Origin of the sequence: Acinetobacter sp. V104_13, assembly GCF_031798995.1 — a bacterium.
GTDB lineage: Bacteria > Pseudomonadota > Gammaproteobacteria > Pseudomonadales > Moraxellaceae > Acinetobacter > Acinetobacter pittii.
Genome location: NZ_JAVQNP010000021.1, coordinates 38416 through 64903, shown reverse-complemented (window position 1 = coordinate 64903; position 26488 = coordinate 38416). Strand labels below are relative to the sequence as shown.

Annotated in this window: 23 protein-coding genes; 13 read left to right on the top strand and 10 right to left on the bottom strand. The window is 40.3% G+C overall.

Annotated features, from left to right (window positions below):
- The first annotated feature begins 77 nt into the window (after nucleotides 1-77).
- Nucleotides 78-2045 (top strand): choline BCCT transporter BetT, encoded by a 1968-nt coding sequence (locus tag RMB06_RS06260; protein ID WP_057068964.1) that lies wholly within the window; start codon nucleotides 78-80, stop codon nucleotides 2043-2045.
- Nucleotides 2046-2106: 61 nt separating this feature from the next.
- On the opposite strand, the gene omp33-36 is transcribed toward RMB06_RS06260, so the two are convergent.
- Nucleotides 2107-2988 carry a porin Omp33-36 gene (gene omp33-36 / locus RMB06_RS06255; RefSeq protein ID WP_057075530.1) on the bottom strand — a complete coding sequence of 294 codons (882 nt, stop codon included), beginning with the start codon at nucleotides 2986-2988 and terminating at the stop codon, nucleotides 2107-2109.
- A 1010-nt stretch (nucleotides 2989-3998) separates the two neighbouring features.
- Here omp33-36 and RMB06_RS06250 point away from each other — a divergent pair.
- Nucleotides 3999-5708 carry a GGDEF domain-containing protein gene (locus tag RMB06_RS06250; RefSeq protein WP_311078816.1) on the top strand — a complete coding sequence of 570 codons (1710 nt, stop codon included), beginning with the start codon at nucleotides 3999-4001 and terminating at the stop codon, nucleotides 5706-5708.
- A 41-nt stretch (nucleotides 5709-5749) separates the two neighbouring features.
- Here the strand turns inward: RMB06_RS06250 and uvrA are convergent, their stop codons facing one another.
- Nucleotides 5750-8581 (bottom strand): excinuclease ABC subunit UvrA, encoded by a 2832-nt coding sequence (uvrA, locus tag RMB06_RS06245; protein ID WP_032057175.1) that lies wholly within the window; start codon nucleotides 8579-8581, stop codon nucleotides 5750-5752.
- A gap of 296 nt (nucleotides 8582-8877) precedes the next feature.
- On the opposite strand from uvrA, the gene RMB06_RS06240 reads away from it, so the two are divergent.
- From RMB06_RS06240 to RMB06_RS06225, 4 genes are all read left to right on the top strand, one after another.
- Nucleotides 8878-9480 (top strand): TetR/AcrR family transcriptional regulator, encoded by a 603-nt coding sequence (locus RMB06_RS06240; RefSeq protein ID WP_005804456.1) that lies wholly within the window; start codon nucleotides 8878-8880, stop codon nucleotides 9478-9480.
- 3 nt (nucleotides 9481-9483) lie between these two features.
- The gene (locus RMB06_RS06235) at nucleotides 9484-10461 is read left to right on the top strand and encodes a zinc-binding dehydrogenase (RefSeq protein ID WP_311078813.1); all 978 of its coding nucleotides are present in this window, start codon (nucleotides 9484-9486) and stop codon (nucleotides 10459-10461) included.
- A 65-nt stretch (nucleotides 10462-10526) separates the two neighbouring features.
- Nucleotides 10527-10880 carry a DUF1304 domain-containing protein gene (locus RMB06_RS06230; RefSeq protein WP_005066877.1) on the top strand — a complete coding sequence of 118 codons (354 nt, stop codon included), beginning with the start codon at nucleotides 10527-10529 and terminating at the stop codon, nucleotides 10878-10880.
- 52 nt (nucleotides 10881-10932) lie between these two features.
- Entirely contained in the window at nucleotides 10933-11274 is a 342-nt protein-coding gene (locus RMB06_RS06225; RefSeq protein ID WP_311078811.1) for a GlpM family protein, read from the top strand.
- 42 nt (nucleotides 11275-11316) lie between these two features.
- On the opposite strand, the gene RMB06_RS06220 is transcribed toward RMB06_RS06225, so the two are convergent.
- The 3 genes from RMB06_RS06220 to tenA form a co-directional block, all read right to left on the bottom strand.
- Complete coding sequence (locus RMB06_RS06220; RefSeq protein ID WP_311078809.1) at nucleotides 11317-12123, bottom strand: SDR family oxidoreductase; 807 nt, start codon at nucleotides 12121-12123, stop codon at nucleotides 11317-11319.
- A gap of 103 nt (nucleotides 12124-12226) precedes the next feature.
- Nucleotides 12227-12598, bottom strand: a complete 372-nt coding sequence (locus tag RMB06_RS06215) for a MerR family transcriptional regulator (RefSeq protein WP_044099798.1) — start codon at nucleotides 12596-12598, stop codon at nucleotides 12227-12229.
- Between the two features lie 66 nt (nucleotides 12599-12664).
- The gene (gene tenA, locus RMB06_RS06210) at nucleotides 12665-13339 is read right to left on the bottom strand and encodes a thiaminase II (protein ID WP_311078807.1); all 675 of its coding nucleotides are present in this window, start codon (nucleotides 13337-13339) and stop codon (nucleotides 12665-12667) included.
- 262 nt (nucleotides 13340-13601) lie between these two features.
- On the opposite strand from tenA, the gene RMB06_RS06205 reads away from it, so the two are divergent.
- The 3 genes from RMB06_RS06205 to ssb all read left to right on the top strand — a co-directional run bounded on the left by RMB06_RS06205 (nucleotide 13602) and on the right by ssb (nucleotide 16834).
- Complete coding sequence (locus tag RMB06_RS06205; RefSeq protein ID WP_005066886.1) at nucleotides 13602-14684, top strand: DUF475 domain-containing protein; 1083 nt, start codon at nucleotides 13602-13604, stop codon at nucleotides 14682-14684.
- 146 nt (nucleotides 14685-14830) lie between these two features.
- A complete protein-coding gene (locus RMB06_RS06200) occupies nucleotides 14831-16195 on the top strand; it encodes an MFS transporter (protein ID WP_311078804.1) in 1365 nt (454 codons plus the stop codon).
- A gap of 51 nt (nucleotides 16196-16246) precedes the next feature.
- On the top strand, nucleotides 16247-16834 hold the full coding sequence (ssb, locus tag RMB06_RS06195) for a single-stranded DNA-binding protein (protein ID WP_284086106.1): 588 nt from the start codon (nucleotides 16247-16249) through the stop codon (nucleotides 16832-16834).
- A 40-nt stretch (nucleotides 16835-16874) separates the two neighbouring features.
- Here ssb and RMB06_RS06190 read toward each other — a convergent pair whose 3' ends face one another.
- Together RMB06_RS06190 and RMB06_RS06185 are read right to left on the bottom strand one after the other, a co-directional pair.
- On the bottom strand, nucleotides 16875-17198 hold the full coding sequence (locus RMB06_RS06190) for an AzlD domain-containing protein (protein WP_002117414.1): 324 nt from the start codon (nucleotides 17196-17198) through the stop codon (nucleotides 16875-16877).
- A complete protein-coding gene (locus RMB06_RS06185) occupies nucleotides 17195-17890 on the bottom strand; it encodes an AzlC family ABC transporter permease (RefSeq protein WP_068929807.1) in 696 nt (231 codons plus the stop codon). The genes RMB06_RS06190 and RMB06_RS06185 overlap by 4 nt, the downstream gene beginning before the upstream one ends.
- Before the next feature lie 68 nt (nucleotides 17891-17958).
- On the opposite strand from RMB06_RS06185, the gene RMB06_RS06180 reads away from it, so the two are divergent.
- Both RMB06_RS06180 and RMB06_RS06175 read left to right on the top strand, forming a co-directional pair.
- Nucleotides 17959-18507 (top strand): helix-turn-helix domain-containing protein, encoded by a 549-nt coding sequence (locus tag RMB06_RS06180; protein ID WP_002117406.1) that lies wholly within the window; start codon nucleotides 17959-17961, stop codon nucleotides 18505-18507.
- Nucleotides 18508-18812: 305 nt separating this feature from the next.
- Nucleotides 18813-20255: an amino acid permease gene (locus RMB06_RS06175; protein ID WP_069141301.1), complete on the top strand. Its 1443-nt coding sequence runs from the start codon at nucleotides 18813-18815 to the stop codon at nucleotides 20253-20255.
- A gap of 65 nt (nucleotides 20256-20320) precedes the next feature.
- On the opposite strand, the gene RMB06_RS06170 is transcribed toward RMB06_RS06175, so the two are convergent.
- Nucleotides 20321-21820 (bottom strand): PLP-dependent aminotransferase family protein, encoded by a 1500-nt coding sequence (locus RMB06_RS06170; RefSeq protein ID WP_311078802.1) that lies wholly within the window; start codon nucleotides 21818-21820, stop codon nucleotides 20321-20323.
- A 156-nt stretch (nucleotides 21821-21976) separates the two neighbouring features.
- On the opposite strand from RMB06_RS06170, the gene gabT reads away from it, so the two are divergent.
- Together gabT and RMB06_RS06160 are read left to right on the top strand one after the other, a co-directional pair.
- Nucleotides 21977-23269: a 4-aminobutyrate--2-oxoglutarate transaminase gene (gabT, locus tag RMB06_RS06165; RefSeq protein WP_311078801.1), complete on the top strand. Its 1293-nt coding sequence runs from the start codon at nucleotides 21977-21979 to the stop codon at nucleotides 23267-23269.
- Nucleotides 23266-24714 (top strand): NAD-dependent succinate-semialdehyde dehydrogenase, encoded by a 1449-nt coding sequence (locus RMB06_RS06160; RefSeq protein ID WP_311078800.1) that lies wholly within the window; start codon nucleotides 23266-23268, stop codon nucleotides 24712-24714. Before gabT ends, RMB06_RS06160 begins: the two co-directional genes overlap by 4 nt.
- 104 nt (nucleotides 24715-24818) lie before the next feature.
- Here the strand turns inward: RMB06_RS06160 and RMB06_RS06155 are convergent, their stop codons facing one another.
- Together RMB06_RS06155 and ycaC are read right to left on the bottom strand one after the other, a co-directional pair.
- A complete protein-coding gene (locus tag RMB06_RS06155; protein ID WP_274862005.1) occupies nucleotides 24819-25793 on the bottom strand; it encodes a LysR substrate-binding domain-containing protein in 975 nt (324 codons plus the stop codon).
- A 20-nt stretch (nucleotides 25794-25813) separates the two neighbouring features.
- On the bottom strand, nucleotides 25814-26440 hold the full coding sequence (ycaC, locus tag RMB06_RS06150) for an isochorismate family cysteine hydrolase YcaC (protein WP_000046156.1): 627 nt from the start codon (nucleotides 26438-26440) through the stop codon (nucleotides 25814-25816).
- Nucleotides 26441-26488 lie beyond the last annotated feature (48 nt).

Genomic DNA, 26488 nt, shown 5'->3' with positions numbered 1-26488 from the left:
TTTAACTTTGTTCATTCTGTGAATGTCTTTATTGGCTTTATGCCTGTCACTTTTCATTAAAATAACATGGAGGAGTTATGCCTTCCAAACAACCAGGTTGGTTCGCAAACGTTAATCCTAACGTATTTTTTGGTACGGTCATTATCATTGCTTTGTTTTTGGCAGTTGTTGTGATCGCCCCGAGTTCTTTTGAACTTCTAACGCAGCAATTAAAACAATGGATCACCGATTCATTTAGCTGGTTTTATGTTTTATCTGTAGCCTTCTTTCTCATCTTATTAATTTATATCGCCTGTTCATCAATAGGTCGAATTAAATTAGGACCTGACCATAGTCAGCCTGAATATAATAATGGGTCTTGGTTTGCCATGCTGTTTACAGCAGGGATGGGTATCGGTCTCATGTTCTTCGGAGTTGCCGAACCTGTCATGCATTATGTTAATCCACCGAGTGGAGATGCGCAGACTATTGAGGCGGCACAGCAAGCATTAAGGGTAACCTTCTTCCACTGGGGGTTACATGCATGGGCTATTTACGCAGTGGTCGGATTGGCATTGGCTTATTTTGCTTATCGACATAATTTACCGTTAAAGACCCGTTCAGCCCTTTATCCACTCATTGGTAAGAAGATTTATGGGCCTTGGGGCGACAGCATCGATATATTCGCGACCATTGGTACGGTATTTGGTGTAGCAACTTCTCTCGGCTTTGGCGTTACCCAGATTAACTCTGGTTTACATTATTTGTTCGGTGTCGAGCAAAGCACCCATATTCAAGTATTACTCATTATTTTTGTGAGCATTTTAGCTTCCTTGTCTGTGTTCTTAGGTCTTGATAAAGGGGTTAAACGTTTATCAGAGCTAAACTTAGTCTTAGCCTTAATATTATTAGTCTTTGTTTTTATCGCTGGTCCTAGTATTTATTTACTCCAGACTACTATTCAAAACACTGGGCAATATATCTCTAACCTTTTTACCATGACATTCAATTTATACGCTTATCAGCCGAATGGATGGATTGGTGGTTGGACAATTTTATATTGGGCTTGGTGGATTTCTTGGTCGCCATTTGTGGGTATGTTTATCGCAAGGGTTTCACGTGGTCGTACCATTCGAGAGTTTATTGTAGGGGTTCTCCTCATCCCGACAGGCTTTACCATTATCTGGATGGGCTTTTTAGGAAACGCTGCATTATTTAGCATTATCCATGAACATCAAGCCACTCTCATTCAGGCTGTTCAGCAAGACTCATCAGTAGCTCTATTTGAGTTTTTAGGACACTTACCGTGGTCAGGTGTCATGAATATTTTGGCTACCGTTTTAGTCGTTTTATTCTTTGTGACCTCTGCTGACTCGGGAGCATTGGTAACAGACTACTTAACTGCAAAAACTGAAAATTCACCAACTTGGCAGCGTTTGTTCTGGACAGTACTGATGGCTGTACTCGCCATTATTTTATTGTTAGTCGGTGGTTTGGCTGCGCTTCAATCTTCAATCATTATGAGTGCATTGCCGTTTACTGTGGTTATGCTGTTCATGAGTTGGGGATTAATAAAAGCATTGCATCTTGATGTCACGAAAATGCAAGCAATTCAGGAAGCTCGAATTACCCCACGTGCCATTCATAATCCAAGAAGCTGGCAACAGCGGCTAGGTTTAATCATGCACTATCCTCATAGTGAAGAAGAGGTTAGAGAATATATCGAAAAACAAGTAGCTCGTGCGTTTGAAAATATCAAACATGAATTTAGACGCCGTCATTTAGAAGTTTCAATTACTCAACTTGAGGATGGGATGCAGCTTCGAGTCGATCATCACAATGAAATTAATTTTATTTATAAAGTTGTTTCACGTGAAACAGTGCCACCAAGTTTTTTAATTGGACGTACTGAAGCCGAAGATGGGCAATATTTCCAAGCCGAAGTATTTTTAAGAGAGGGTGGGCAGAACTATGATGTAATGGATTGGACCCAAGAAGATTTAATTCAGGACATTATCGATCAGTATGAACGTCACCTATATTTCTTAAATATTGTACGAAGCTAAATTTAGCTGTAAAAAAAAAGGACTCAAATGAGTCCTTTTTTAATTCGATTTCTAAATTAAATTAGAAACGGAATTTAGCATTTAAGCCGATAGTTTGTGTATCACGTGGGTTGCCATCTTTCGCATTTGCTTTAACGAAGTCAGCACCAACTGCTACAGCAGGAGTGATGAAGTATTGAGTGTGACCACCCCAAACATGATCGTAACCAGAATTAAATGCAGACACATCAGCAAAAGATGCACCAACACTTAACTTAGGAGTTACGAAAAGATCAGTTTTCATGCCGTAAGCATTGTCTTCAGCAAATACACCAAATGCTTCAAAACCAATAGCCATGTTAGTGCCATCAATGTTGCCAACATATTTAGTACGAGCAGTTACAGCATCTTGTTTGTCAGCAATAGCTGCTGATTCACCAACTGCTTTAACGATACCGTATTTATTAACGCCAAAAGCATCCAATGATTCTTGGTCAGCTACACTTGTATAACCAACAGCAACTAAGAAGTTAGGTAACAACATTGCACCAGCTTCTAATGCATAACGGTCACCATTGTCATCGCTTTCGCCATCTTTATAATCATTGATAGTATGATTGTAAGATGCGCTAGCATAAACTGGTAAGTAAGGAGTTGGAAGGTATGCTTCACCCTTAACACCATAAGTATGAGATTCAACGTTTACAGTGTCTTTCTCATCATATTTGATATAGTTATAAGCAACAGAAACGTTAGATGCTTGGTTTAAGAAAGCTGCTTCAGCTAAAGGACCTTTAGAAGCATCTACATTTTTTAGGTAATAAGTACCTTGAGCAGTACCAGTGAAGTTTTTATCGTTTGCAGTTGTGTCAACATATTCAGATTGACCTTGAACTTCAAATTGATAAGCATGAGCACCGGTCATGGCTAATAATACAGCAGTGGCTAAACCAAGTTTTTTCATAATCATTTCCAGCATTAACAAGAGATAAAGCTGGGGTCATTGTATTGTAACAATTTATGAAGTCAATAATCTAGAAAAGGTAATGTTAAAGATATTTGACACTTATGTTAAAATTGGTGAAAAACTAATCAAATGAAAAGTGGTTTGTCAACCTGATAAAAAAATGAACATTTACAATAAGCTAATAATTATATTTCATTAAGAATTAAGAAGTAAATGTTAAAAAGATATTACAATTGTGATTGGAAAAATAGATTGCATTAATCGGTTTTAACATTAACAAAAATATAGCTGTGTTTACAATGTGAATAAAAAACCGCCATTTTATTGTCAAATTCGTTTTATTTTGAGGAATAGTTAACAATATTTGGATTAGTTTAACTAAAAAATTTAACTATTCTTAATTATTATATAAGTGAATAAAATAAAAGAAATCTCTATTTTAAGTTGAAAAAACGATTAAAAATTTAATCCTGATTAATTTAATCAACTTTACAAAGGTAGAGGTAAATCACATAATTCGATTGCAAAGTTCACTGCCTAACGTTTTTTAGGATTTAAAGTGCTTGCCCAGATACGATGTGTAGAACACATCAGATTTTACGAGCTCAGCTTTCCCCAAGGTTGAGCTTTTTTTTATCTGTAAGAAAATCTAAAAATTAAAATAAGAGTTATGTGAATTTTATTGAAAAAATAAGAGGCTAAAAAGAGCCCAGCTTAAAGCTGGGCAGCGGATGCTGGGAGAGGCATCCAAGAGGACAAGTAAATACTGTTTTTACTATCATGATTAAAAATCTTTAATCTGTAAAATAGAGTTTTTTTATAAAAAGCATTCAATTTTTCGATTCATTTTGTTATTTAAGCTGACAAAATTTAGGGATCGTATAATTATTAAAAAAGAAATGAAGGGGTTAATGATGAAATTTTAGTTATTAAAATGCTAGGATGGATTTAAGCCTAATTTATATCGTATTAAAAATGGCAGGACATTTACGGAGTACCAGCTAGAAATGTCAGGATTACGTTCAGAGCATATTAGTAATCGACTGTTCTTTTTTATGCTGGTTATTATTTTATCCTTATTATTCATGGCAGTACCTCTTATTGTAGGAAGCTATCAGGATTATATAAAAACTAGACAAGCCCTAGCTGAAATAAAAAGTTTAAGAGCAGTAGCCGATATTGCCTATAAAGTTTCTAAGGAACGTGCTCCTGCTAATAAAATGATGTCGAGTGGTCCTCATGATTTAGTAAAAAATCAGCAAGAATTAAAAAAATTTCGTTTAATCGTTGATGCGCAAATTGATACAAGCATTTTAATTTTAAAACAAGCTGGTTATGTTTCCTTAGCCAATGAGCTACAAACTAATTTTAAAGAAAATCTTAGACAAGCCCGACGTGTCGTTGATTATTACGGTGAAACTCCATATACAGCAAGAACTTCTGTTCAACTGGATAATGCCATTTTAGGAATGTTTGGCGCATGGGATAATTGTAGGGAAATACTGCAAAAACTAATGTTGCAGTTAAAAAGTAAAGACAGCCGCATTTCTAATTATTTTACGCTTATTATTGTGCTGACTGATATGCGTGATCAGGCTGGGCGTATGGCATCTAACATTATTGCTCCCGTCAGTTTTAATGAAGAGATTCCAAGTAATAATCGTGCACGTTCATTACAAACTCAACACCAAGCTAGATATTTATGGATTTTGGTCGATACCTTACAGCCTGAACAAGCAAAAACTCCAGAATACCGTCGGTTATATTCTAGAGTGAAAACAGAGTTTATAGATCAGGGTATTCCGATTGTAGAAAAGCTATTAGAAGAAAGCCAAAAGGGGGAGCCATATTATTTAAATGGTACCCAATTAACCGAAGCAATTGTAGGTAAATTTACTACTGTGGTTGATTTGCAAAGTTATATTCTTGATGAGAGTGTAGTTATTGCGACTCAAGAAAATGCGATTGCTCGAAATGATTTCTTTTTAACTTTATTTATTTCTTTAATTTCTTTGGCTACTGCATTACTTACTCTGATATATGCTCAAAGACGTGTATTTTCGCCTTTAATTAAAGCGAGAACTTTAATTTTAGATTTATCGCATAGTTCTGATCATTGTAAAGATGAGATGAATGTCGCCACCAAAGGTGAATTTTTTTCTCTATTTGAAGCAATTGACCGATTACAACGTATGTTGCAACAACGTGACGCTTTTGAATTTCAGTTAAAGAATATTGCCAATACTGATCCACTCACTGGAGTCTCCAATCGTTTAGCTTTATCTGAATATTTAAAAATTGTTGAAAGTTACCCTCAAAAATTTACGCAAACCTGTTTAATGATTATTGATATTGATCGTTTTAAACAGGTGAACGACCAATATGGGCATATTGTAGGTGATCGCGTCATTGTCAGTATTGCCGAGCAATTAAAGCAAAATATTCGTAGTTCGGATTTAATTGTTCGTTATGGCGGAGATGAGTTTTTAATATTGCTAGAGCAGGTGCAATTTATAGATGCTCGTCTTTTAGCAGAAAAAATTCGGATTGCGATTTCTTTAGAAGAAATTTGTTTATCTGGTTCAGATGAAAAATTGCATGTCTCTGTCAGTATTGGTTTTTCCATAGGCGCGGCGAGTTGGATAGAGCTTTTAGAGAAAGCTGACCGTTCGCTATTAAGAGCAAAAGCCCGAGGACGAAATGCAGTTGAGGGGTAAAAAAAGCTGGAAATGAGTTCCGGCTTTTTTTATTCAATAAATTATTTCAACATCGGTTTTAAGAAACGACCTGTGTGGGAAATCTCAACCTCAGCCACTTGTTCAGGTGTGCCTTCGGCAATGATCATACCACCGCCCGAACCACCTTCAGGGCCTAAGTCCACAACCCAGTCTGCTGTTTTAATCACATCAAGGTTATGTTCAATCACCACAATGGTATTACCCTTGTTACGTAGCTCATGCAAAATGTCGAGTAACTTGGCAATATCATGGAAATGTAGACCTGTTGTTGGTTCATCCAAGATATATAAAGTTTTACCCGTATCCCGTTTTGCTAACTCACGTGCAAGTTTTACACGTTGCGCTTCACCACCAGATAAGGTCGTAGCGGCTTGACCTAAACGAATATATCCTAAGCCCACCTGAGTTAAGGTTTCTAAGCGGCGGTGGATGACTGGAATGGCGCTAAAGAATTCAGCAGCATCTTCGACAGTCATTTCTAGAACATCAGAAATGTTTTTGCCTTTATAGCCGACTTCAAGCGTTTCACGGTTATAACGTTTGCCATGACATGCATCGCATGGAACATACATGTCTGGTAAGAAGTGCATTGCGACTTTAATCATGCCGTCACCTTCACAGGCTTCACAGCGTCCGCCTTTTACGTTAAACGAGAAACGACCCGCACTATAACCACGCGCTTTCGCTTCTGGGGTTTGAGCAAATAACTCACGGATTGGCGTAAATAACCCTGTATAAGTCGCTGGGTTAGAACGGGGTGTACGGCCAATCGGGCTTTGGTCAATATCAACAACTTTATCTAGATGTTGAAGTCCATCAATTGAGTCAAATTTTTCAGCCGTTAATGTAGTTGCACCATTGAGCTGTGTTGCAGCCAATGGAAGCAAAGTACGGTTAATCAGCGTTGACTTACCTGAACCTGAAACGCCAGTCACACAAGTCATAATGCCGAGCGGAATCGTTAAATCGACATTTTTTAAATTATGACCTGCTGCACCTGAAAGTTTGATGACTTCATCTGGACGTGGTGATTCAGTACGCTTTTTTGGCACTTCAATTTTGAGTTTGCCAGAAAGATACTGTCCTGTAAGTGAGTCGGCATGTTTAGCCAACTCATCATAAGTACCTTCAGCAATAATTACACCGCCGTGTACACCGGCACCTGGACCGATATCAATAATATGGTCAGCAGCACGGATTGCATCTTCATCGTGTTCAACGACTAATACCGTGTTACCTAAATCACGTAAGCGAATGAGCGTTTGCAATAAACGATCATTATCGCGTTGATGTAGACCAATTGAAGGTTCATCGAGCACATACATGACGCCCATTAAACCTGCACCAATCTGCGAAGCTAGACGGATACGCTGCGCTTCACCACCAGATAAGGTTTCTGCAGAGCGAGCCAGACTTAAATAATTCAGTCCAACACTCACCAAGAAATGTAAACGCTCTCGAATCTCTTTAAAGATTTTATCTGCGATTTCGCCTTTAGCACCTTCAAGGTTTAAGCCTTGATAGTAGCTTTCAGCATCACCAATCGACATGCGGGTAATGTCAGCAATGGTTTTGTCTTTCACACGAACATGACGTGAAATTTCATTAAGACGTGAACCATCACATGCATCACACGCTGCATTAGAAAGGTACTGAGCTAAATCATCACGTACATAGTTACTTTCAGTTTCACGGTAACGACGTTCAAGGTGCGGCAAAATTCCTTCAAATGGTTGCACGCGAGTGTGTTTGCGGCCACGTTCGTCGATATAGCTTAAATCAACTTTTTCTTTGCCCGTACCTTGTAAGAATTTCTTTTGAGTATCTTTATCTAGCTGATTCCAAGGCGTATCAAGTTTTAAACCAAAATGATCGGCAACTTTTTGCAGCATCGAATAATAATATGGACGCTGACGATCCCATCCACGAATAGCCCCTTCACTAATTGCAAGGTCAGGATTTGGAATGAGCTTTTCAGAACTAAAATGACTGCGTGTACCTAAACCATCACAAACAGGGCAGGCACCGAACGGGTTGTTAAATGAAAACAAACGTGGCTCAAGCTCTGCGACAGCGCGATCACATTCGGGACATGAGTGCTTTGCAGAAAAAACGCGATCAGGATGTTCACCATTCATCCATGATAAAACTGCAATATCGCCACCTAAACGTAGTGCGGTTTCAAATGATTCTGCAATACGGTTACCTAAGTCTTCACGTACTTTGAAGCGGTCAACAACGACTTCAATGGTATGTTTTTTCTTTTTGTCGAGTTCTGGTGGTGTATCAATATCAATGATTTCACCATCCACACGGGCACGAACAAAACCTTGACCTTGTAGCTGCTCGAACAAGTTACTGTATTCACCTTTACGTTCACGAACCACTGGGGCAAGCAACATAAGTGCTGTGCCTTCTTCAAGCGTTTTTACCGCATCGACCATTTCAGAAACAGTTTGCGCGACCATCGGCAAATCATGTTCTGGGCAATAGGGTGTACCGACACGTGCATAAAGCAAACGCAAATAGTCATAAATTTCGGTAATCGTACCAACCGTTGAACGTGGGTTATGACTGGTAGATTTTTGCTCAATGGCAATCGCTGGTGATAAACCTTCAATCGAGTCGACTTCAGGCTTTTCCATTTGCGATAAAAACTGACGGGCATACGCTGAAAGTGATTCGACGTAACGGCGTTGTCCTTCGGCGTACAGGGTATCGAAGGCAAGAGAAGATTTTCCTGAACCTGATAACCCCGTAATTACCACAAATTTGTCGCGTGGAATATCGAGAGACACATTTTTTAAATTATGGGTACGTGCACCTCGAATACGGATATGACTTTGGCTCATAAAACATCTCAATTATGTATTGATGAAAATTTAGGTGTTGATTGCTCAGTCGCAGAGAGGTGTGACTAGTGGTAAACAACAGACCTTATATATGATAACGATTTAAAATTGTTCAAGTGGTACAAAATGATTTAAAGCGACAAATTGTGACGGTTAAACGACAATCGACAAAATTTGTTTAAATAAGCAGATTGTATTTTTAACATTCCTTACTTCAGATTTCTACTCTAAGCAAATTTTAACCAGCAACATAACTTTACTAGACGACTGGTCTAATAGTTGTTTATGATGTGTGTATGAAACGATTAAATAAAAGTGAAACCACACGACAACACATTCTAGATACCAGTTTTGAGCTGGTACTACGTAAAGGTTTTGTCGGTGTTGGTTTGCAAGAGATCTTAAAAGCTTGTGACGTACCCAAAGGTTCGTTCTATCACTACTTTGCTTCAAAAGAAGCATTTGGTTGTGCGCTGTTAGAGCAATACATGGCTGATTATAAAGTTCGTATGGAACAACTTTGGCAACGCAGTGAGCAAAGTGCCCATGCTCGTTTAATGGCCTTATGGCAGGCATGGATTGATGATCCCGTAAACGGTAGTTGGGCTGAAAACTGTCTGATTGTGAAGTTGGCGGCAGAGGTTTCTGACTTGTCAGAAGACATGCGTCAAATTCTCAATGACGGTGTGCACAAACTAACGCAACGTTTGGCTTTGCTACTCAAAGAAGGGCAACAAGAAGGATCAATTCCAAAACATATTGAGCCTTTAAAAACTGCGCAAGTCATGTATCAGTTATGGTTAGGTGCTGCTTTACTCACAAAATTGTCGCAAGACAAAGCACATCTACATTTAGCCTTAGAAACGACCCAACAACTCATAAAACCGATAGAGGAATAAAGAATGCGAAGTATTATCCATCGTAATTTTGGCGAACCTGTAGACGTTTTAGAGCAGGCGGATATGCCAAAGCCAGAACCAAAAGCAGGCGAAGTGCGTATTAAAACCATCATGTCTCCAATTCATAATCATGATGTATGGACAGTACGTGGAAGCTATGGCTACAAGCCAACCTTACCTGCGATTGGTGGTAGTGAAGCGGTTGGTGTTGTAGATGCATTGGGTGAAGGCGTTTCTCATGTACAGGTAGGGCAGCGTATTGCAGTGGCAGCTGTGCATGGCAGTTGGGCTGAATACTTTATTGCACCTGCTCATGGGGTTATTCCACTCAATAATGAAATTGATGATGAAACAGCAGCACAACTGATTGGTATGCCAATTAGTGCTCTCATGCTACTGGACTTTGTAAATGTTCAACCGGGTCAATGGTTAATCCAAAACACAGCGAATGGTGCAGTAGGTAAAACAGTTGCCATGATTGCTCAGGCACGTGGTTTACCTGTCATTAATCTGGTCCGTCGTACTGATGCAATTGCAGAGATGCAAGCATTAGGTATTCAGCATGTTGTTGCGACTGATCAGCCTAACTGGAAAGAACAAGTTAAACAGATTCACGGCGACCAACCTCTTATTGCTGGTGTGGATTCGATTGGAGGAACCGCAAGTGGCGAAATGCTGAATTTACTCAGTGAAAATAGCCTACTCGTTTCGTTTGGCAGTATGACTGGCGAAACCATGCAGATTTCATCGGGCGATTTGATTTTCAAACAAGCGACAGTAAAAGGTTTCTGGGCGAGTGTGGTCAATAAAGAAATGCCAGCAGCTCGTAAAAAGGAACTGATCGTTGAGCTGCTAACACTAGCGACTCAGAAAAAATTAATCCTTCCTGTAGAAGGTGTATTTAGTTTTGATGAGATTAAAACTGCTGCTCAAAGAGCAACGCAAGGTGCTCGTCAAGGCAAAGTGTTGTTAAAACCGTAACACATTAAAAGATCAGTCGAGAGACTGATCTTTTTTCATATCTTTAAAATAAAAAGGAAAATTGTATGATCGGACAAATTTTAATTGCACTTATCGCAATATTACATGTCTATATTTTAGTGTTAGAAATGTTTTTGTGGGACAAGCCTTATGGCATGAAAGCCTTTGGAAATAATGCCGAAAAAGCAAAACTCACCAAAGTCATGGCACAGAACCAAGGTCTTTATAATGGCTTTTTAGCGGCGGGTTTATTCTGGTCCTTATTAGTTGATGCACCATTTGCAACATCAATTGCTAATTTCTTTTTAGGTTGTGTACTGATTGCAGGTATTTATGGCGGTCTGACTGCCAGCAAAAAGATTATTTATATTCAAGCAGTTCCTGCTTTAATTGCTTTGGTCGCTGTTAATTTTCTTTAAAAAGCGCAAAATACAGCGTTTTGAAATGGAAATGACCAGATAGGATCAGCGCATGTGGGCGTTATTTTTAAAGTGTATGTTGGGGGCTGGGGTTGTCCTCATTATTTCGATTTTATCGAAAAGTAAGGCCTTTTACATTGCAGGTTTAGTCCCACTTTTTCCTACCTTTGCTTTAATTGCTCATGTGATTGTTTTTCAGCAGAAAGGAGCCGAAGCATTACAAAAAACGGCTCTGTTTGGTCTATGGTCACTTATTCCCTATGCCATTTATTTAGTTGCTGTTTATGTGCTGGCAACACGGATGCCGATGTGGTCTTGTCTAGGACTGGCAACGCTATGTTGGGTTGTGGCTGCGGCAGGTTTGATTTATGGCTGGCAGCTATTTCAACATTAAAAGATTAAGAGAAATCCCTTAATCTTTTAAATTGAACTATTTTTATGAATGCTCAACAACACGGGTTTTGAGCATACCTTCAACTAAATTAATGATCTTTTGGCGAGAAAGAATTCGGGGCAATTGAGACGTCAAATAGTTGCTACATCCCACCACAACTGTTGCTTTATTCTTATCTAATGCTTTAACCGTTGCAGACACAACGTCCTCAACTGTAGAGCTTTTCATACCACTCGTATCGGCATTTGCGACCTGAGTAAAATTGGTTTGGGTATTGCCCGGACAAACCGCCAGAAATTTAACTCCTGAAGAGCCGTATTCTCCTGCAAGAGCCTCAGTAAATTGCAATACATAAGATTTAGTTGCCCCATACACAGCAATATAAGGCAGAGGTTGGAACGCACCTGTAGATGAAATATTAATCATGATGCCTTTTTTGTTCGCAAGCATGTGGGGCAAAAATAAATAACATAAAGACGTTACACTGCTGATGTTAAGCGTGATCATTTCTTGATAGGTAGATACAGATTGATCTAGAAATTTAGTCCATTTACCAAATCCTGCGTTATTAATTAAAATCTCTACCGATAATTTTCTAGCTTGCACTTCATCAAATAAGTTTTGAGCTGAATTGGGTTGAGCTAAATCTAAGACGATCACCTCAACATTCACGTTATATTTTTTGCTAAGTTCATCGGCTAAATCATTCAGCTTCTGTTCGGAGCGTGCCGTTAAAATGAGATGAATTCCTAAAGACGCAAGTTCTTGAGCATAGGCTTTGCCTATTCCTGAAGATGCGCCTGTAATTAATGCTGTTGAATTTTTAAATGTAGAAAGGTGAGTGCTCATTTTATTTATCCGTAATAAAAGAAGCTATTACCATAAACCTTGTCCCTAAGGGCAGAGTCAAGCACTCATTTTGAAAGCTATTTTCAGATTTTAATAAACTGTTTTAAGCAAAAATCTCATTGATAATATAAGTTTGAATAATCTCATCTTCTAGTTGTTTTAAATCTTTTTGCAAACGGCTTAAAGCTTCTTTTTGCTCAATAATTTGTTGGTTCTTTTTTTGAATAAGCTGCTGCGCAATTTCTACAGGAAAACGATTATTTTTATATTTTAAAGCTGACAGGTCATAAAGCTCGGAAAGGCTAAATCCAACAGCTTGTGCAAGGCGAATCATCTTAACCGATTGAACATCAATCTCTTCATAAATACGATAATTGCCTTTTCTTTTTGCGACTGGCAGTAAGCCTAATTTCTCATAATGCCGAATGGCTTTAGGAGTGGCACCAGTCAAAGCCGCTAATTCGCCGATATACATATCTGTCTCGCATTTTATTGAAAATCGATCAGGCTATTAAGTGCACTGACCGATTCTTTTGAAGTTTTAAATGTGATCTAAACCTAACCATTGTCTTTGGTGGTAGGCACTGTCCCAAAATAACCATTCAAGTTTTGCACCCATGGTGTAAGCGGCATGCATTTTTTCTAAAGTGTCGGCATCACAACGTGCTGCAACTTTATCTACCGTCGCAATCACATTGCGAACAGCGGTATGGAACTCTTCGCCTGCATAGGTATCAATCCATGCTTGGTAAGGGTTATTTGGAATTGATTTATTTACAATATCTTTGCCAACTTCGGCATAAATCCAGAAGCAAGGTAAAAGCGCAGCAAGTACAACAGGGTAGCTCTCAGACCAGGCAGTTGCTGTTAAAAATGAAGTGTAGTGGTGGCCTGCCAAAGTTAATGGTGTATTTTTAAATTCTTCTTTGGTTACTCCAAAGTTTTTCATGAAGTCATCATGCAAACTACGCTCCACCACAATCGCAATTTTAGCTGCATCTGAAAATTGCATAATATCGTCAGCCTCAAAGGCCTTTGCTGCTGCAACCGCAAGCACACGACCATAGGCCACTAAATATTGAGCATCTTGAATAACATAATGACAAAAAGCTTCTTTATCTAAAGTACCGTTAGCAAGTTCCTGATTAAAAGGCAGGTCGAGAATTTTTCTATATAAATTTAAATTGCGTTGCCAAAGTTCTTGAGAAAAAAGCATAAAAACATTCCATTTAAATTAAGACAGCTGAACCAGATTTTAAATCAATTTTAAAATACAAAAATAATAATGATAGATATATCGAAAGAAAATATTTAATACGATTAATGAGTTAATTAAATATTATAAATTTCTTTATTAAACAGAGAGATAAAGTAAAGGGAATAACGGCACAAAACAACATCGTTTTGTGGTTAATTATCGATATAATAGCGGCGGTTTTTAAGAAAGATTAAATTTATTCTTGGTATAGGTCTGATCCATGAAGCATTTCCGATTTTCGATATTTTTTACGGTGGTGTGTTTAGCACTATCCGCGTATTGGGGTTTTACCCATGGACCTGAAGCGGGCGTGTCTACCATGCTTAAAGCTTTAACAATTACAGCCATTTTAGCTGTAATGGAGGTCTCTTTATCTTTTGACAATGCTGTCGTAAATGCATCGGTTCTACGTAATTGGGATCCGTTCTGGAAAATGCTCTTTTTAACGGTAGGTATTTTAATCGCCGTTTTTGGTATGCGTTTAATTTTCCCGGTGGCGATTGTTGCGGTGACTGCGGATATGGGAATGATTGAAGTAGCTAAATTGGCACTCAATGATCCGAAAACCTATTCTGAACGTTTAATGGCACATCACGCTGAAATTTCGGCTTTTGGTGGAACATTCCTATTACTGGTGTTCTTAAACTTCTTCTTTGATGAAGAAAAAGAAACCCATTGGTTCAGATGGCTTGAAGCTAAACTTTCTAGTTTAGCAAGCGTACCGGCAATGTCTGTCTTTATTGCTCTAATTGCGATGTTAATTATGGCAGCAAATGTTGATGAGTCGCAGCGCCTTGTGGTGACTATGGCTGGTATTTGGGGCATTGTGGTTTATATTGGCGTTGAAGTATTAAGTCATATGTTAGGTGGTGAGCCTGAAATTGACGAAGATGGCAATGCTATTATGAAAGATGGATCGGGCGCGGCTTCTGGCGTAGTTAAAGCGGGTATAGGTGGTTTCTTATATCTTGAAGTATTAGATGCATCATTCAGTTTTGACGGTGTGATCGGTGCTTTTGCAATTACTAGCGACGTTGTTGTGATTATGCTGGGTCTTGCAATCGGTGCTATTTTTGTCCGTTCAATGACAGTTTACCTTGTAGAAAAAGGCACACTAGATGCCTATGTGTTCTTAGAACATGGCGCGCATTATGCAATTGGTGCTTTAGCATTCATTATGATTGCAAGTGGTACAGGCGTACATGTACCGGAAGTTGTTACTGGTTTAATTGGTGTAGCGTTTATTGTTTGGGCGGTTATTGCTTCAATTCAATATTCAAAGCGCGAGCAACAATCGCCTTAAGCTAATTTTCAGTAAAGTTCGATAGAATAAAGAGGCTAAATGCCTCTTTATTTTTTTTAGCCCAAATCGTTATTTTAAATAAGGTGTTCCGTATTTTTAGAAACGAATCGGCTTATAATTTACCTAGTTTGATAACGTGTATTGATATGATGAATGCTTTGGAACGTCGCTCAACTTTTGCCTTAAGTAGTATTTTCGCGCTACGCATGTTGGGCTTGTTCATGATTATTCCTGTCTTTTCTGTAGTTGGGCAGTCATATCAATATGCGACTCCAGCACTCATTGGTTTGGCTGTGGGTGTCTATGGTTTAAGTCAGGCTATTTTACAAATTCCATTTAGCTTACTGGCAGATCGTTTTAGCCGTAAACCACTTGTGGTCTTTGGTCTATTACTGTTTGCGATTGGTGGTGCAATTGCGGGTTTATCTGACACCATTTATGGCGTAATTATTGGCCGTGCTATCGCTGGGGCGGGTGCAGTTTCAGCGGTCGTGATGGCGCTTTTAGCCGATGTGACACGTGAAGAGCAGCGTACTAAAGCCATGGCCGCGATGGGCATGAGTATTGGTCTGTCTTTCGTAGTGGCGTTTAGTCTTGGGCCTTGGCTCACAAGCCTTGTCGGTATTTCTGGCTTATTCTTTGTCACGACCATTATGGGCTTGATTGCGATTGCGATGTTATTGCTTGTACCTAAAGTCACTCGTCATCATCGTAATTATCAGCAAGGCTACATGGCACAGCTTAAGCAAGTCATTCAAATGGGTGATTTAAACCGTTTACATGTTTCGGTTTTTGCATTGCATTTATTGCTGACCGCCATGTTTATTTATGTGCCTTCACAGCTCATCGAGTTTGCACATATTCCTTTAGCAAGACATGGTTTGGTGTATTTACCGCTGTTAGTCATTAGCCTGTTCTTTGCATTTCCAAGCATCATCATTGCTGAAAAATATCGCAAAATGCGCGGGATTTTCTTAACAGCAATTACAGGCATTATTGCAGGTTTGCTTCTTCTTATATTTGGTTATCAATCAAAATATGTATTACTCGCTGGCTTAGGAATTTTCTTTATTGCATTTAATGTGATGGAGGCTTTATTGCCTTCTTGGCTGTCAAAATCTGCTCCAATCCAGTCAAAAGCAACGGCTATGGGCGTAAATGCCAGTAGTCAGTTTTTAGGCGCTTTTTTTGGTGGCACACTAGGTGGTCAATTATTGATGTTACATAATACTGCGATTGGATGGAGTGTCTTAGCAGGGATTGCTATAATATGGTTGCTAATTAGTTTTGGTTTAGCTCAGCCGCGGTATTTGTCATCGATTGTGTTGCCATTGCCGCAAGTGCAACAGGTGAATGAGTGGACCACACAGCTATTGGCAATTCGTGGTATCGAAGAAGTTGTGGTGATGCCTGACCAGCAAGTTGCTTATATTAAAGTCGATAAACAGTCTCTAGATGATGCTGCGCGACGTGATTTAACGCAGTTGTTCGGTAAAGAGGTAGCCATTTAAGCATAACTCTTATAAAGTAAAACATAGAAATGTATAGGATGAAGACAGCTAATGCGTGGTGTAAATAAGGTTATTTTGGTTGGTACTTTGGGTCGTGATCCTGAAACAAAAACTTTTCCAAATGGGGGCTCGTTGACCCAATTTTCAATCGCGACAAGTGAAGCTTGGACTGATAAAAATTCCGGTGAACGTAAAGAACAAACAGAATGGCACCGTATTGTTTTGCATAACCGTTTAGGGGAAATTGCTCAGCAGTTCTTGCGTAAAGGTTCTAAGGTTTATATTGAAGGTTCATTACGTACACGTCAGTGGACAGACCAAAATGGCCAAGAGCGTTACACTACAGAAATCCGTGGCGACCAGATGCAAATGTTAGATGCTCGTCAACAAGGTGAACAAGGTTTCGCTGGCGGTAATGATTTTAACCAACCACGTTTTAACGCACCTCAACAAGGTGGTAATGGTTATCAAAATAATAACAACCAAGGTGGCGGCTATGGCCAAAACAGCGGTGGTTATGGTAACCAAGGTGGTTTCGGTAATGGTGGAAGCAACCCTCAAGCTGGTGGTTTTGCGCCTAAAGCACCACAACAACCAGCTTCTGCACCAGCTGATTTAGACGACGATTTACCGTTCTAATCAAAGTTTCAAAAAAGGCGAGTTTATCTCGCCTTTTTTATTACTCAATTCCAAGCAAACGTATAAGTGCCGTGCCGGCAGCTGCCAAGCAAATCACTAATAACAGCGGTACTTTTTTCCAAACCAAGAACAGTGCTAAGCCAACACCAAATATACGCGCGAAACCCGCAAAATGTTGACCTTCAAAAAATGTAGTGGTCACTGCAATCGCACAGAGCAAAACAGTCGCACCGTTTGAGAGTAAAACTTGGTACTTTTCAGAAAAAGAGAACTTGGCACCCAAATGAAAACCAGCGAAACGAATCCCATACGTTCCAAGTGCTAGCAAGCCTATACCTAAAATAATTAGTAATTGTTGACTCATTTCTTTCTACCAAATATCAAGCCAAAAAGTGAAATCAGAATTGGAAGTCCTGAGGCCAAAAAAGGTGTGGTGATCAGCGCTAAAGTTGATCCGGCAAATGCAGCTTTTCGAGTGGTTTTATTCTTTAAAGCATTAAAAGTAAGTGCAATTAAAATCGCGGGGAAAATGGCATCTAAGCCAAATGTTTTAGGGTCTGGAATAGCACTTCCAATGAAATAACCCGCAGTGACACCCAGTGGCCAACTGAGCATAATGCATATACCACATAACCAGTAAGCAGCTTTTTTTGTTTCAAAATCGGGCTGTGCCATGCCAAACAAAACGCTTTCATCGTTCATGATATGAGCACCGAAATATCGAGAATATTTGCCACGGATTAGTTCATTGACCGCAATACCAAAAGGTAGATGTCTTAAATTGACGAGTAGTCCTGCAATCGCAGCTGCAATTGGGCTACCACCTACAGCCAAGAAACCAATAAAAATAAATTCAGCAGTTCCTGCGAGCACAAACACGGATAGGCAAAGCGGGATCCAGAGCGCTAAGCCATAACTTGCAGCGAGTGAACCTAAAGACATACCAACGACACTCGTCGCTAGACATACAAAGAAAATCGAGCGGGTAGTGTCTTTACTAAGTTTTTTAATCAGAGAGTATGTGGGCATAGTATGATATAACGAACGATTTTCCATTATAATGAATAAGTCTGATCGTTTTGTCAAAACGAACGATCGTTTTTTTTATAGAACGGATGTGGTGAATGTCTCAGCCAATTGAAATTATTGCCAAAGGTTTAACGCGTGAACGTCAAAGAGCAGGGCTTTCATTGGCAGAGGTTGCTCGTCGTGCAGGTGTTGCTAAATCTACATTGTCACAATTAGAGGCAGGACAAGGTAACCCTAGCATTGAAACCTTATGGGCACTTTGTGTTGCGCTCAATATTCCATTTGCACGGTTGATGGAAGAGCCGAGTAATCAAGTACAAGTCATTCGTTGTGGTGATGGGCCAACAGTGAGTTCTGAGATTGCCAATTACAAAGCGATTTTGTTGGCGACTTGTCCGCCACATGCGCGCCGAGATGTGTATTTATTGATTGTTGAGCCAGGCGAAGACCGTCTTTCAGAGCCACATCCAGTTGGTTCTGTGGAGCATATTATTGTGGTTGAAGGTAAAGCTTTGGTAGGCTTAATTGATGAAGCTGTTGAGCTTGGTGTTGGAGACTATATTTGTTATCCAGCTGACCAAAAACATATATTTAGAGCATTAGAAACAGGCACAAAGGCGTTATTAATTTCTGAACAAAACTAAAGAATTCCAATCTGATTAAAATAAAAACTAAAAGCCATTTACCAGCATCCCCTACAAAAAGGGCCAATTTTGCGTATAAATTTTGCAATTGGCTCTCTCTTTTATTACATAAATGGCTCTCGTTTCTTGAGTGCCGAAACGACAAATTAAAGCTATTGGAAGTATGCATACGGAAGCGCCGGATAAGCTCAGTGAATTTTCTGTTTTAGGAATTGAGCAGAACGGCTAAATTTTTAGGGGATATTTTTTGGCTTCGGAGGATTTCCGAGACTAGCCGATATCCTCCATATATTAAGGAAAATGATATGGCAGCTCATCAAAATGGTTCTGAAGCCAATCACTCCCAAAGTTTAAAACATGGACTCAAATCACGCCACTTAACGATGATCTCGATTGCAGGGGTTATTGGTGGTTCTCTATTCGTGGGCTCAGGCAGTATTATTTACAATACTGGACCTGTAGTTTTCTTAACTTACGCTTTAGGTGGTCTACTCGTTTGGTTCATCATGCGTATGTTAGGCGAGATGGCCGTTTTAAACCCTGATAGTGGCTCTTTTTCAACTTATGCTGACCGTGCGATTGGCCGTTGGGCAGGGTTTTCAATTGGTTGGTTGTACTGGTGTACTTTGGCCATGCTCATGGGTTGGGAAGCCTATGTGGCAGGAAAAATTCTAAACAATTGGTTCCCGTTTATACCGATCTGGGTCTATATGGTCGTAGTGATTGGTGCACTGGTTGTCGTTAATTTACAAAACGTGAAAAACTATGGTGAATTTGAGTTTTGGTTCGCCCTCATCAAAGTCATCGCGATTGTTATTTTTCTTGTGATTGGTAGTTTAGCGATCATGCATTTGTGGCCTTGGGGTAATCCGGCTGCTTCTGGTATTAGTAATTTAACCTCTCAAGGCTTTATGCCAAATGGCGGCTCATCCGTTATCACAGCCTTGCTTGGGGTCATGTTTGCCTATATTGGTGCTGAAATTGTTACGGTAGCGGCAGCAGAGTCGGCAAACCCATCGAAAGAAATTCGTAAAGCATCAAACTCGGTGGTTTGGCGAATTATTTTATTCTACGTTGGTTCAATGTTCGTTGCGGTATGTTTGATTCCCCACAACAATGAACTTTTAAAAGATTCAACTTGGGGAACCTATAGCGTAACTCTGTCTGCACTAGGCATTCCTGGCGCGCGCCATATCGTAAACTTTGTGGTTCTAACCTCGGTATGTAGCTGTTTTAACTCAGCACTTTATACGTGTTCACGTATGTTGTTCTCTTTAGCTAAACGTGGTGATGCACCGAAAAGTTTTGGCTCTGTAAACAGTAAAAGCAGTCCTTGGGTGGGTGTGATTGTGTCATGTTTCTTCTCTGTAATTGCCGTGATTTTAACTGCAACCGAGAGTATGAATGTTTATGACTTTTTCATGCTAACAACAGGTGCAGCCACACTCTATGTATATCTGACTATTGCTTATTCTCAGCTTCGTATGCGTAAAAAGTTAGAAGCTGAAGGCGTGAAAATCGACTTTAAAATGTGGATGTTTCCTTATCTAACTTATGTGGTGATCTTTGCAATTATTGGTGCAATTCTTACCATGTTGATTGAAGGCACCTATTTTAAAGAAGTGATTTACACCACAGCGCTGTTCGGCATTATTGTGTTCTTCGGTTTGTTGTCTGAAAAGCTAGGTTGGGGTAAAGATCGTAGAGCGACCCATTTAACTCATAGTCATGAAGAAAAGTTAGTTTAAATTTTTAAATAAAAAAGAGCCTTACAAACAGGCTCTTTTTTATTTGTTTTAATAACAGAGGGAAGTTAATTTAGCGTAGGTACGCCTGCTTCACGTAAGCATTGGAGCAAGACGCCAAAAGCCATCACCATATCTTTTTCATTTACACAAGCAAAGCCCATCAGTAAACCACGCTCTGCATGTGCATGCGACTGCATGTAGTATTGTGAAAGTGGGCGAACTTTGACACCACGTTCAAGCGCTGTGGCTGCAATCGCGACATCATCGCAAGAGTTTGGCAGTTTTAAAACCAGATGTAATCCTGCTGCTTCGTCATATTCATGAATAAATTCGGGGCCAAGATAACGTTGAATTAAGCTCACCAAGTAGTCGCGGCGCTTGCCATAAAGTAGGCGCATACGGCGAATATGCGCTTCATAATGGCCTTCACGAATAAATTCAGCTAGGGCTTTTTGCTCAAGCAAGTGCCCACCACGATAAAGCTCGGCTGCCACAATGCGTAATGGTGAAAATAACGGCTTAGGTACGACTAAATAGCCAATTCTTAAGGATGGATAAATAGTTTTACTAAACGTGCCCATGTACAGCACAGGCGCATCATTTTCTAAACCTTGTAAAGATGGATAAGGCTGACCCGAGAAACGGAACTCACTGTCATAGTCATCCTCGACAATCCAGCTATTATGCTGACGTGCAATCTCAATCAATTTACGTCGGCGGTTTAGGCTTAAATGAGAACCAAGCGGATATTGGTGTGAAGGCGTGACAAAAATGAGTTTAGGCGGCTTGGCTGGATTTTCCTCAGGAATAATGCCTTCAGCATCGACAGGCATCGGCTGAATATCGAGACCATTGATACGTAACGTATTACGCATTCCCCAATAAGCAGGATCTTCAATCCAGATTTTATCTCCCATATCACTGAGCGCACGCGAGACTAGGTCGATCGCTTGGTGAATGCCTTCGGTAATAATAATCTGGTCAGCATCGCACTGGACTGAACGCGCAACACGTAAGTAATCTGCCAATGCACTTCGAAGCTCAATACAGCCACCAGCATTGCTATAAATCAGGCGGTTAATGTCAGGTTCACGGCTTAAACGTGCTTGAATACGACTAAAAATATGATGTGGGAACTCGGTTACATCCGGTGCTCCCGGCACAAAAGCTCCCCATTGGTGTGGCGACGCTGCGGCATAGCCCAATAAGTTGGAACCACGCTGTGATAGCGCATAAGAATTTTGAACTTTCGGGCTTGAAACTACTTTTTTCTTGTTTTGTGTATTTAAAAAACTCTCTGGTAATTTTTCGGCAACCCATGTGCCGTGTCCCGTACGGGCTTCTAAGTAGCCTTCAGCTTGTAGCTGTTCATAGGCACTAAGCACTGTATTTCTTGAAACATGAATTTCATTGGCTAAGTCGCGTGAGGCAGGTAGACGAGTCTTGGGCTGGATGACTCCATCAATAATGGCACCACGCAGGCAACGGAAAAGGCGTTGATGTAGTTTCCCTTCAGTGTCCTGTTGGAGTCGTTGTAGCAAATGATCTCCAAGTAAACTACGCAATTGGCTCTCTCCTACAGTTAAAAAGTGGCTCTCGTCAGTTGGCATCAGACGAGCGAAATTACATGCATAGGCAGTCGTTGTAAAGCACCCTGAAAATTAAGCACAGGATGCAAGAAACCAAAGCTGCAACTGATGATGAAAATATGAGGGAATCAAATGGATAATCAACATTCTGCACTTAACGCACGTAAACAGCAAGCAACTCCACGTGGTGTAGGCGTGATGTGCCAGTGGTATGCGGAAAAAGCTGAAAATGCCACGCTTTGGGACAAGGAAGGCAACCAATTTATCGACTTTGCTGGTGGTATTGCGGTTTTAAATACAGGCCATCGCCACCCTAAAGTCATTGCAGCGGTGACTGAGCAACTTACTAAATTTACTCACACTGCCTATCAAGTAACACCATATGAAAGCTATGTCGCTTTAGCTGAGCGTATTAATGAACGCGCGCCAATTGCTGGTTCTGCAAAGTCAGCTTTTTTCACAACTGGTGCAGAAGCAGTTGAAAATGCGGTGAAGATTGCTCGTTCTTATACAGGTCGTCACGGCATTATCACTTTCGGTAACGGTTTCCACGGTCGTTCATTTATGACGATGGCAATGACAGGTAAAACGGCTCCTTACAAACGTGATTTCGGCGTAATGCCAGCGGGTGTTTTCCATGCACGTTACCCAGTGCCTGCTAAAGGTATTTCAGTAGACGCGGCAATTGAAAGTGTTGAAGATATTTTCAGTGAAGATATTGCACCACATGATGTTGCGGCAATTGTGCTTGAGCCAGTACAAGGTGAGGGCGGTTTCAATGTTGTGCCAGCTGAGTTCTTAAAACGTTTACGTTCAATTTGCGACAAGCATGGCATTTTATTGGTTGCTGACGAAGTACAATCAGGTTTTGCCCGTACTGGTAAATTGTTTGCAATGAACTATTACGAGACTAAAGCAGACCTCATCACGATGGCGAAAAGCTTAGGTGGTGGTTTCCCTATTTCAGGTGTTGTGGGCCGTGCAGAAGTGATGGATGCACCAAACCCGGGTGGACTAGGCGGTACTTACGCAGGTAGCCCAATTGCGGTTGCTGCTGCGCATGCTGTGATTGATGCGATTGAAGAAGAAAACTTATGCGACCGCGCAAATGAATTAGGTGCAGAGTTAGTCGTTACCCTTAAAGATATTCAACAAGCAACAGGCGATGTCGTAACTGATATTCGTGCATTAGGTTCAATGGTTGCAGTAGAGCTTGAAACAGCTGAACAAGCAAAAGTTGTACAAAACTATGCAATGGAAAACGGGTTGTTACTTCTTACTTGTGGTAAATACGGTAATGTAATTCGTTTCTTATATCCATTAACCATTCCTGCTGAACAATTCCGTCAAGGCCTTGATATCTTGAAACAAGGTTTTGCAACTCTAAAAGCAGGTAGTGCAAAAGCAATGGAGCAATCTGCATGATTCAAAATAATTTGCAGTATTTATTAAAACATCCTGATATTTCATTAGAAGCACCTGCATCAAATGACTATATCGAAGTTAATGATGCTGCTACAGGTGAAACTTTAGCATGGGTTAAAACCTATGACCGTGCAGGGGTTGAAGCCGCAATTAATCGTTCAGCAAAAGCGCAGGCTGCTTGGAAAAAGCAAACTGCCTTGGCTCGTGCTGATGTGTTATTGGCATGGTACAACCTCATGCTTGAGCACAAAGAAAACCTAGCTCAGATTTTAACGGCTGAGCAAGGTAAACCATTGGCAGAAGCACGTGGTGAAATTGGTTATGCAGCATCATTCATCCGCTGGTTTGCTGAGCAAGCCCGCCGTGTTGATGGTGAAGTGCTGACGCCAACTTTGCCAAACCAACGCTTGCTCGTGATTAAACAAGCGATTGGTGTTACAGCTGCAATTACGCCGTGGAACTTCCCAGCTGCCATGATTACGCGTAAAGCCGGTCCAGCGATTGCTGCGGGTTGTTCAATGTTGGTTAAACCAGCAGAACAAACGCCGTTAACAGCATATGCACTTGAAGTGTTGGCTTTACAGGCAGGCTTACCAGCTGATGTTTTAATTAACATTAGTGGTGATGCGGTTGAAGTGGGTAAAACCCTATGTGAAAGCGATATTGTTCGTAAGTTAAGCTTCACAGGTTCAACCCAAGTTGGTCGTATCTTGATGCAACAATGTGCGCCAACCATTAAAAAGCTTTCACTTGAACTCGGTGGTAATGCACCAGTTGTGGTGTTTGACGATGCTAATCTTGAACAAGCAGTTCAGGGCATCATGGCAAGTAAATATCGTAACAGCGGTCAAACCTGTGTATGCGCTAACCGTATTTATGTTCAAGATGGTATTTACGATGCTTTGGCAGACCGTTTGGTTGAAGCCGTGTCTAAATTGAAAGTTGGTGACGGACGTCAAGAAGGTTCAACTCAAGGACCTTTAATTGATGAAGATGCGATTGCAAAAGTTCAGTCTCATATTGCAAATGCAACTGAGAAAGGCGCAACAGTTCGTATTGGTGGTCAGCGTTCGGCACTTGGCGGTACATTCTTTGAGCCAACAGTTTTAACTGGCGTAACGCAAGACATGAAAGTGTCTAAAGAAGAAACTTTTGGCCCGCTTGCACCACTATTCCGCTTTAAAACTGAAGATGAAGCAGTGGCAATGGCGAACGATACCGAGTTTGGTTTAGCTGCTTATTTATTTACTCAAAGCACAGCTCGTCAATGGCGAGTGGGTGAAGCACTTGAGTACGGTATGGTCGGCATTAACACGGGCGCGATTTCAAATGAAGTTGCTCCGTTTGGTGGCGTAAAACAGTCAGGTCTAGGTCGTGAAGGATCAAAATTCGGTATTGAAGAATATGTTGAAATGAAATACCTCTGCGTAGACTTATCTGAGTAAGGAATAAAGCGAGTTCGTTTTGTTCTGAACGAAAACATACAGTTATGCTGTATGTGATGTTTCACAAAAAACCGGTCATGCCCATTCATGACCGGTTTTTTATTTTAAGTCGATAGATAGCCATCACGACTTTCAGGCAAACGCCTCAGTTCATCAATCAGCGTTTCAATAAGTTTTTCAACCACAAGACGTTGGCCTTTTCTCGAAACATAAACCAATTGCAGCGTACCAATATTCGACTTCCAGTCAGGAAGAATATGGATAAGCGTACCTTTACGAATTTCAGATTCGACGGTTAAAAAAGGAAGGTCGGCAATGCCTAAACCATCCATCACGGCATAATACACACCAGCCAAATCATTACTTTTGATTCGTGGTTGATAAGGCACATCAACCGATTCGCCGTTACGAATATTGCATAAATGCCAAATAGGATTTTGCTTTTGAGTACCTAAGCTAATACTCGGAAAGTCCTGTAATTCAGAATAATGTTCAATGATGCGACCTTGCAGTAATTCAGGCGAAGCCACCAGACAATGATCGGTTTTAATCACATCACGAACAATTAAATTCGAATCTTCATTGGGTTCAAAATTGGTACGAATCGCAAGGTCGATGTCATCATGCAAGATATCGACTCGACGGCTGGTCAGCTCAAGCGATATTTCAACTTTAGGGTAGGTTTTTAAAAACTGATTTAAAATTTTTCTAATTTGAAAATGCATCATCAGAGGTGGGCAACTAATTTTGACCAATCCTTGAGGTTCACTTTTTTGCTTTAATAACACGTTTTCTGCACATTCAACTTGAGTAATAACCTTACAGCATTCCTCATAAAACTCTTGGCCTAAATCGGTCACCTTAAAATGACGTGTTGTTCTTTGAATCAGGCTGACATTAAATTTATTTTCAAGGTCAATAATGCGTCGGCTGAGCTTAGATTTACTAATATTTTCAGCATCACTGGCTGCACTAAAGCCGCCGTGTTTTACGACTAAATAGAAATAATAAAAATCATCAAAAGAACTTATCAATGTCCGATCAATCCATTTAAATTTAAGATTAGAGCGCTTAAGCACTCTAATCTTGGCAATAGAACTTATTTTTGGCTAGTGTTGTGATTGTAGCTTGAAATCAGGTTACGGTAGTCAGGAATGTGATTTGAGAACAATGTACCCAAACCTTCGATGTCGTTACGCCAGTCACGGTGTAATTCACACGCCATGCCAAACCAAGTCATCAGCTGAGCACCTGCTTTTGACATACGGTCCCAAGCAGCATCACGTGTTAATTCGTTGAAAGTACCAGAAGCATCAGTAATCACAAATACTTCAAAGCCTTCTGCCAGTGCAGATAAAGCTGGGAATGCCACACAAACCTCAGTTACCACACCTGCAATAATCAGTTGTTTTTTACCAGTTGCTTTAACCGCTTTTACGAAGTCTTCATTGTCCCAAGCGTTGATTTGGCCTGGACGAGGGATGAAAGGCGCATCTGGGTGAATTTCTTTTAACTCAGGAACTAAAGGACCGTTTGGACCAGTTTCAAAACTGGTTGTCAAAATCGTTGGAAGGTTGAAGTATTTTGCTGCATTCGCAACAGCAAGTACGTTGTTTTTAAATTTATCTGGATCGATATCTCGAACTAAAGAAAGCAAACCTGCTTGGTGGTCAACTAAAAGAACCGCAGCATTATCCTTGTCTAAACGCACGTAATCTTGAGCCATTTTTTATGTCCTCGTGTTATCAAAATAAATAATCAAAAATTATTGAGT

Excerpts from the sequence above, each read along its gene's own strand:
- RMB06_RS06260 (WP_057068964.1), top strand. The coding sequence starts at position 78 with ATGCCTTCCAAACAACCAGGTTGGTTCGCAAACGTTAATCCTAACGTA.
- omp33-36 (WP_057075530.1), bottom strand. The coding sequence starts at position 2,988 with ATGAAAAAACTTGGTTTAGCCACTGCTGTATTATTAGCCATGACCGGT.
- RMB06_RS06250 (WP_311078816.1), top strand. The coding sequence starts at position 3,999 with ATGTCAGGATTACGTTCAGAGCATATTAGTAATCGACTGTTCTTTTTT.
- uvrA (WP_032057175.1), bottom strand. The coding sequence starts at position 8,581 with ATGAGCCAAAGTCATATCCGTATTCGAGGTGCACGTACCCATAATTTA.
- RMB06_RS06240 (WP_005804456.1), top strand. The coding sequence starts at position 8,878 with ATGAAACGATTAAATAAAAGTGAAACCACACGACAACACATTCTAGAT.
- RMB06_RS06235 (WP_311078813.1), top strand. The coding sequence starts at position 9,484 with ATGCGAAGTATTATCCATCGTAATTTTGGCGAACCTGTAGACGTTTTA.
- RMB06_RS06230 (WP_005066877.1), top strand. The coding sequence starts at position 10,527 with ATGATCGGACAAATTTTAATTGCACTTATCGCAATATTACATGTCTAT.
- RMB06_RS06225 (WP_311078811.1), top strand. The coding sequence starts at position 10,933 with ATGTGGGCGTTATTTTTAAAGTGTATGTTGGGGGCTGGGGTTGTCCTC.
- RMB06_RS06220 (WP_311078809.1), bottom strand. The coding sequence starts at position 12,123 with ATGAGCACTCACCTTTCTACATTTAAAAATTCAACAGCATTAATTACA.
- RMB06_RS06215 (WP_044099798.1), bottom strand. The coding sequence starts at position 12,598 with ATGTATATCGGCGAATTAGCGGCTTTGACTGGTGCCACTCCTAAAGCC.
- tenA (WP_311078807.1), bottom strand. The coding sequence starts at position 13,339 with ATGCTTTTTTCTCAAGAACTTTGGCAACGCAATTTAAATTTATATAGA.
- RMB06_RS06205 (WP_005066886.1), top strand. The coding sequence starts at position 13,602 with ATGAAGCATTTCCGATTTTCGATATTTTTTACGGTGGTGTGTTTAGCA.
- RMB06_RS06200 (WP_311078804.1), top strand. The coding sequence starts at position 14,831 with ATGATGAATGCTTTGGAACGTCGCTCAACTTTTGCCTTAAGTAGTATT.
- ssb (WP_284086106.1), top strand. The coding sequence starts at position 16,247 with ATGCGTGGTGTAAATAAGGTTATTTTGGTTGGTACTTTGGGTCGTGAT.
- RMB06_RS06190 (WP_002117414.1), bottom strand. The coding sequence starts at position 17,198 with ATGAGTCAACAATTACTAATTATTTTAGGTATAGGCTTGCTAGCACTT.
- RMB06_RS06185 (WP_068929807.1), bottom strand. The coding sequence starts at position 17,890 with ATGGAAAATCGTTCGTTATATCATACTATGCCCACATACTCTCTGATT.
- RMB06_RS06180 (WP_002117406.1), top strand. The coding sequence starts at position 17,959 with ATGTCTCAGCCAATTGAAATTATTGCCAAAGGTTTAACGCGTGAACGT.
- RMB06_RS06175 (WP_069141301.1), top strand. The coding sequence starts at position 18,813 with ATGGCAGCTCATCAAAATGGTTCTGAAGCCAATCACTCCCAAAGTTTA.
- gabT (WP_311078801.1), top strand. The coding sequence starts at position 21,977 with ATGGATAATCAACATTCTGCACTTAACGCACGTAAACAGCAAGCAACT.
- RMB06_RS06160 (WP_311078800.1), top strand. The coding sequence starts at position 23,266 with ATGATTCAAAATAATTTGCAGTATTTATTAAAACATCCTGATATTTCA.
- ycaC (WP_000046156.1), bottom strand. The coding sequence starts at position 26,440 with ATGGCTCAAGATTACGTGCGTTTAGACAAGGATAATGCTGCGGTTCTT.